This is a genomic window from Mesorhizobium sp. M7A.F.Ca.US.006.04.2.1 (genome assembly GCF_004022915.1).
Classification (GTDB): domain Bacteria; phylum Pseudomonadota; class Alphaproteobacteria; order Rhizobiales; family Rhizobiaceae; genus Mesorhizobium; species Mesorhizobium ciceri.
Genome location: NZ_RZQA01000321.1, coordinates 1 through 6454 on the forward strand (window position 1 = coordinate 1; position 6454 = coordinate 6454).

The 6454-nt window shown below is 62.7% G+C and carries 8 protein-coding genes; 6 read left to right on the plus strand and 2 right to left on the minus strand.

Going from position 1 to position 6454, the window contains the following annotated elements:
• Positions 1-167 precede the first annotated feature (167 nt).
• Genes EN925_RS17935 through EN925_RS17955 form a run of 5 tightly spaced genes read left to right on the plus strand, consistent with a single transcriptional unit; the run spans position 168 to position 5076 of the window.
• Positions 168-449 (plus strand): acyl carrier protein, encoded by a 282-nt coding sequence (locus EN925_RS17935; RefSeq protein WP_010909964.1) that lies wholly within the window; start codon positions 168-170, stop codon positions 447-449.
• 56 nt (positions 450-505) lie between these two features.
• Positions 506-1696, plus strand: coding sequence for a beta-ketoacyl-ACP synthase (locus EN925_RS17940; protein WP_024501277.1), 1191 nt, complete (start codon positions 506-508; stop codon positions 1694-1696).
• Between the two features lie 43 nt (positions 1697-1739).
• Complete coding sequence (locus EN925_RS17945; RefSeq protein ID WP_128336769.1) at positions 1740-3017, plus strand: beta-ketoacyl-ACP synthase; 1278 nt, start codon at positions 1740-1742, stop codon at positions 3015-3017.
• 36 nt (positions 3018-3053) lie between these two features.
• Positions 3054-4082 (plus strand): zinc-binding dehydrogenase, encoded by a 1029-nt coding sequence (locus EN925_RS17950; protein WP_013531222.1) that lies wholly within the window; start codon positions 3054-3056, stop codon positions 4080-4082.
• Between the two features lie 4 nt (positions 4083-4086).
• Complete coding sequence (locus tag EN925_RS17955; protein ID WP_013531221.1) at positions 4087-5076, plus strand: lipid A biosynthesis lauroyl acyltransferase; 990 nt, start codon at positions 4087-4089, stop codon at positions 5074-5076.
• Between the two features lie 60 nt (positions 5077-5136).
• Here the strand turns inward: EN925_RS17955 and EN925_RS17960 are convergent, their stop codons facing one another.
• Together EN925_RS17960 and EN925_RS17965 are read right to left on the minus strand one after the other, a co-directional pair.
• Positions 5137-5565 (minus strand): L,D-transpeptidase, encoded by a 429-nt coding sequence (locus EN925_RS17960; RefSeq protein WP_013531220.1) that lies wholly within the window; start codon positions 5563-5565, stop codon positions 5137-5139.
• A 4-nt stretch (positions 5566-5569) separates the two neighbouring features.
• Positions 5570-5776 (minus strand): hypothetical protein, encoded by a 207-nt coding sequence (locus tag EN925_RS17965; RefSeq protein ID WP_127384794.1) that lies wholly within the window; start codon positions 5774-5776, stop codon positions 5570-5572.
• Between the two features lie 8 nt (positions 5777-5784).
• Here EN925_RS17965 and EN925_RS17970 point away from each other — a divergent pair.
• Positions 5785-6454: M20/M25/M40 family metallo-hydrolase (locus EN925_RS17970; RefSeq protein WP_128336770.1), on the plus strand; the 670-nt coding region annotated here is incomplete at its 3' end.

Genomic DNA, 6454 nt, shown 5'->3' on the forward strand with positions numbered 1-6454 from the left:
GCGTCAACAGAAGGGCCGCCGGGTAAACCGGCGGCCCTTCTTGCGTTTCGAAGGAACCCTACCCATCTGCGCCCGGCGTATCAGGCCTTTTCCTGCCGGAAAAAACCGATTAGACAGCGCCCAAACAAGATGCGGACAGATTCCGCCCGCAACCGAAGGAAAAGCCCTTGTCCACCACGTTCGACAAAGTCGCCAAGATCATTGCCGACACCAGCGAGATCGATATCGACACCATCACGCCCGAGAGCCATACGATTGACGATCTCGGCATAGACAGCCTCGATTTCCTCGACATCGTCTTTGCCATCGACAAGGAATTCGGCATCAAGGTGCCGCTGGAAAAGTGGACCCAGGAGGTCAATGACGGCAAGGCTTCGACCGACGATTACTTCGTCATGAAGAACCTGTGCGCCAAGATCGACGCGCTGGTCGCCGCCAAGACTGCCTGACGTCAGTTGAGCGCACGATCTTGACGCGCTCTGCCGCCTGACCCACAAAGCCGCACATGAGCAGCCCCCGCGACGTCGTCATATCAGGTATCGGCCTTGTCTCCTCGCTGGGGGAAGGTCCTGACGCCCACTGGCAGAAGCTCGCGCAACCGGGCCCGCAGCCGGTGCTCGAAGCGACGCGCTTTGCACCCTATACTGTCCATCCGCTGCCTGAGATCGACTGGAACCTGCAGATCGCCAAGCGTGGCGATCAGCGCCAGATGGAAACCTGGCAGAGGCTCGGCACCTATGCTGCCGGCCTTGCACTGGACGACGCCGGCATCAAGGGCAATGACGAACTCTGCGCGACCATGGACATGGTTGTGGCGGCGGGCGGCGGCGAGCGCGACGAGGCGGTCGATGCCGCCATTCTCGCCGCTTCGGAAAGCCGCAATGACCGCGATGTACTGCTCAACGAGAAATTGACCACCGAATTGCGCCCGACACTGTTTCTGGCCCAATTGTCCAACCTGCTCGCCGGCAACATCTCCATCGTCCACAAGGTCACCGGTTCGTCCAGAACCTTCATGGGCGAGGAAGGTGCCGGTGTCGCCGCGGTTGAAACGGCCGCCGCACGCATCCGCTCGGGTCAGTCGACGCATATCCTGGTCGGCGGTGCCTTCCAGACCGAACATTCCGATATGCTGCTCGGCTATGAACTCGCCGGCTATCTGCATCGCGGCCCATGGAAGCCGGTTTGGCAAAGACAGGGCACTGAGGGCGGTGGCGTCGTGACCGGCTCCGGCGGCGCCTTCCTGGTGCTGGAGCAGCGCGAACACGCGATGAGCCGCGGCCGCAAGATCTATGCAGAACTTGGACCGGTCGTCTCCGGCCGCGCCCGGCGGCCACGGGGAGAACTCGACGCCGAGATCGCCGCACTGCTCAAGCAGGCTGCATTGCCGAACGGCAAATTGCTGACCCTGTCGGGCGCATCGGGGGCGCATGCGGCGACAACAGCCGAGAAGGCAGCGCTCGATGCCAATCCGGCGATCGCCGCGCGTGGCTTCTCGACGCTGACCGGGCACATGAAGGAAGCACAGTTTCCTTTCGCTGTGGCACTGGCGGCACTCGCTGTCGACCGCAAGGCCGCCTATCCTGTTTTTGATGCCGCAGCCGAGACGCCGTTCGAAGGCGTTCCCCAATCCGTCCTTGCAACGGCGATCGGCTATCACCAATTCGAGGGCATGGCGCTGGTCAATGCCGCGTAACGCGGCTCCACGATCCATGCTGCAACGATAAGAGGGCTCCCGGATGGCCAATCTCAGAGATCACATGGGCAGGCCGATCGTCGCCGTCACCGGCATCGGCGTGGTGACCTCGCTTGGCGTCGGCAAATCAGACAATTGGGCGGCACTGACCTCCGGCAAGTCGGGCATTCACCCGATCACCCGCTTTCCCATCGATCAATTGAACACCCGCATCTCCGGCATGGTCGATTTCCTGCCGTCGAGTTCGAAAGGCGCCAGCCCACTCACCTATGAGCTAGCCGAGCTGGCGGGCTTAGAAGCGGTGAGCGAAGCCGGTCTTGATTCCAGCGATTTCGGCGGACCGCTCTTCCTCGCATCGCCGCCAGTCGAACTCGACTGGGCCGAGCGCTTCTCGCTCTACAATTCTGACAAGGACAAGGATGACACCGCCGCCGAAAGACTGCTTCGGGTCGCGCGTAGCTTGAAAGAGCTGGATATTTTCGAGACCGCCCAGTTCGGTTCGATCGCCGGCCGCCTTGCCGATCGCCTTGGCACGCGTGGTCTGCCGATCACGCTGTCGACGGCTTGCGCTTCAGGCGCCACCGCGATTCAGCTCGGTGTCGAGGCGATCCGACGCGGCGAATGCGACCGTGCGCTGTCGATCGGCGCGGACGGTTCCGCGACCGCCGAGGCATTGATCCGTTTCTCATTGCTTTCGGCGCTCTCCACGCACAACGACATCCCCGAAAAGGCGTCGAAACCCTTCTCCAGGGATCGCGACGGCTTCGTGTTGGCCGAGGGATCGGGGGCGCTGGTGTTGGAATCGCTTGAGACGGCATTGGCTCGCGGCGCGACTATTCTCGGCGTCCTGGGCGGCTGCGGCGAGAAGGCCGACGACTTCCACCGCACCCGCTCCAAACCGGACGCTTCACCGGCCATCGCCGCGGTCCGCGCCGCTCTCGTCGATGCCGGACTGGGTGAAGACGAGATCGACTACGTCAATGCCCACGGCACCTCGACGCCCGAAAACGACAAGATGGAGCATCTGGCGCTGTCGACGGTGTTCGGCGAGCGGATCGGCTCTATGCCGGTCTCGTCGAACAAATCGATGATCGGTCACACGCTGTCGGCGGCGGGCGCTGTCGAGGCGGCTTTCTCGCTGATGACGATGCGCGAAAGCGTCATTCCGCCGACCATCAACTATGACAATCCCGACCCCGCGATCGTGCTCGACGTGGTGCCGAACAAGAAGCGCAACGCCGAAGTCCGCACCGTTCTGTCGAGCTCCTTCGGCTTCGGCGGCCAGAACACTTGCCTTGTCATGGCGCGGGAACCGGTCTAAGCGACCTTTTTCAGCCAGACTGAACCGACAGGCCCCATGCGCGCATTGCAACTTATAGAGGACCGCCGTCTTGAGACGGTGGACCTGCCGCCTCCTCCACCGCCGGCACTCGGCGAAGTCACGCTGCGCATCAAGGCAGTAGCGCTGAACCATATCGACGTCTGGGGCTGGCGCGGCATGGCCTTCGCCAAGCGCAAGCTGCCGCTGGTCGTCGGCGCGGAGGCATCCGGCGAGGTCGAGGCGGTTGGCCCCGGCGTTTCCAGCCTGCTGCCCGGACAATTGGTGTCGATCTATGGCGCGCGCACCTGCGGCCTCTGCCGAGCCTGCCGCGAAGGCCGCGACAACCTCTGCGAACATGTTTCGGGCGTTCACGGCTTCCATCTCGACGGCTTCGCGCAGGAGAAGATCAACCTGCCGGCCCGCCTGCTGGTCCCTGCCCCGCCCGGCGTGACCGACATCGGCGCGGCGGTGGCGCCCGTCACCTTCGGCACCGTCGAGCACATGCTGTTCGACAACGCCAGGCTTCAACCCGGCGAAACCATCCTTATCCATGCCGGCGGATCCGGCATCGGCTCGGCGGCCATCCAGCTGGCCAAGCGGATGGGCTGCACGATCATCACTACGGTCGGTTCCAACGACAAGATCGACAAGGCCAAGGCGCTCGGCGCCGACCATGTCATCAACTACCGCGACGACCGTTTCGAGGGCGTCGTGCGCAAGCTGACCAAGAAGAAGGGCGTCGACGTCGTCTTTGAACATGTCGGCGCCGACACATTCGCCGCCTCGATGCTGTGCCTGAAGCGTGGCGGCCGCCTGGTGACCTGCGGTTCGACCTCCGGCGTGTCGACGCAGATCAATTTGATGCAGCTGTTCCAGCAGCAATTGAAACTGCTTGGCTCCTTTGGCTGCCGCATGGAAAACATGGCCAACGCCATGCAGAAAATGGCGGCGGGACAAGTCGCACCCGTCATCGACACCGAAGTCGGCTTCGACGGTATCGACGCCGCGCTGAAGCGCATGGAAGGCCGCGACGTTTTCGGCAAGATCATCCTGCGCGTCGGCTAGAGCCTTGACCTCTGTATTCAAGAAGTTCCGCCGGGACCTCAAATTTCGTTACGGCAGGCAACTGCGCCAGCTCAATTACTGGCTGGTGGCGCGGGCAGCGATGATGATCATCTGGGTCCTGCGCCTGCTGCCGGCCGACAGTGCGCTGAATTTCGCCGACCGCGTCGCTCGCCTGGTCGGCCCCCGGGTTGGACGCCATCAGGTCGCCGTCGACAATCTGCGCAAGGCCTATCCGGAAAAGAGCGAAGCCGAGATCCAGGCGATCGCCTCCGACATGTGGGGCAACATGGCTCGCTTGGCCGCGGAATACATCTTTCTCGACGCCCTCTTCGACTACGACCCCGCGGCCAGCGAGCCCGGCCGCGTCGAGGTCAAGGGAGCTGACCACTTCGTCGAAATAGCCAGCGAAGAGAAGCCGCACATCGTCTTCACCGGTCATCTCGGTAATTTCGAATTGCTGCCGGTGGCGGCCGCGACTTTCGGCATGAACATCACTGCGCTGTTTCGCCCGCCTAACAATCCCTATCTCGCCGACTACATCCTCTCGACGCGCCGCTCGACCATGGGCTCGTTGCTGCCATCCATGGCGGGCGCGTCATTCGCCCTGGCCGGGGTTCTGGAGAACGGCGGCAACATCGGCATCCTTGTCGACCAGAAATTCTCCAATGGACTGGAGACGACATTCTTCGGCCGTCCCTGCCAGAGCAATCGCGTGCTGGCCACCCTTGCCCGCCACTACGATTGCGACGTCTATCCGGCGCGCTGCGTCAGGCTGCCAGGCAACCGCTTCCGGCTCGAAATCGAGAACAAGTTAACCTTGCCGCGCACCGCTGACGGCAGCGTCGATGTCCGTGCCACCACCCAGCGTCTCAACGACGTCGTCGAGCGCTGGGTGCGAGAAGATCCCGGCCAGTGGATGTGGTTCCACAAAAGGTGGGAGATCAGCGGCGGGCGTCGAAAGCGACCGCAGGCAAAGGCGGTCCCAAACGCTTAGGCAGAGCTGCTGGCGTGGGGTTAGCCCAGCGCCAGCAGACAACAGCGAACCTGAACCGCCTTAGTTGGTGACGACAATGCGCGTGTTGCCGAAACCCACTTCCCGCACCATCGAATAGAACGTGGCGGCATTGGCCGTGTGCAGCCTCACGCAGCCATGCGACGCCGGGCGGCCGAGCTGCCTGACGGCGCCGGTTCCATGGATGGCATAGCCGCCATGGAAGAACACCGAATAGGGCATCGGCGACATATGGTATTTGCGCGAATACCACATCCTGGCCGTGCGCTGCGGCCGATAGGTGCCGCGCGGCGTGAAGTAGCCGGTGCGGGCGGTGGAGACACTCCACCGGTAAACCGACGCGCCATATCTGACGGTCATCGTCTGCGACGACACGTCTATATTTGCAACGAGGCTGGCTGCCCAGCCCTGCCCCGAAGCACCGAACAGCATTGCAACAAACATGGTTGCCATGAGAACTGTCTTTTTCATGCGATCAAACCCCTTTGATTGCCCCTAACCTGCCTGCCTGATTGTTTTTCATCTTTTTAATGGCAGATGCACGGGCTAACACACACACCTTGACCAATTCGCCAATCCAAAGCAGCGAATTTGAACGATTTCCCGCAATAGTTGCCGCAACGACACGCCGCACCGGCTTGATCGCCGGCGGGCTTGCAAAATCGCTGGGATCGCTGCTCAACTCTGCGCATGAACCAGCGACTCCTCCAGGCAATCGATGACAGGCGCGACGACGTCGTCGCGCTGACCGCCGAGCTGATCCGTTTTCCGACCATCAATCCACCCGGCGAGGCCTACCGGCCATGCGCCGAATATCTCGGCGCGCGGCTGAAGAAGAGCGGTTTCGAGACCGAGTTCATCCGCGCCGAAGGCACGCCCGGCGACACCGACCGCTACCCGCGCGTCAATGTCGTTGCCCGTTTCGACGGGAGATCATCAGGCGCCTGCGTCCACTTCAACTCGCATGTCGACGTGGTCGAAGCCGGCGATGGCTGGACCGTCGATCCCTTCGCCGGCATCGTCAAGGACGGCAGGGTCTATGGCCGCGGCGCCTGCGACATGAAGGGCGGTCTTGCCGCCTCTATCATCGCAGCCGAGGCCTTCCTGGAAGTCTTCCCTGATTTTCCCGGCGCCATCGAAATATCCGGCACCGTCGACGAGGAATCCGGCGGCTTCGGCGGCGTCGCGCATCTGGCCAGGCTCGGCTATTTCTCAAAACCCAGGGTCGACCATGTCATCATTCCCGAGCCGCTGAACAAGGACCGCATCTGCCTCGGCCATCGTGGCGTCTGGTGGGCGGAGATCGAGACCAAGGGGGAGATCGCGCACGGCTCGATGCCGTTTCTCGGCGACAATGCGG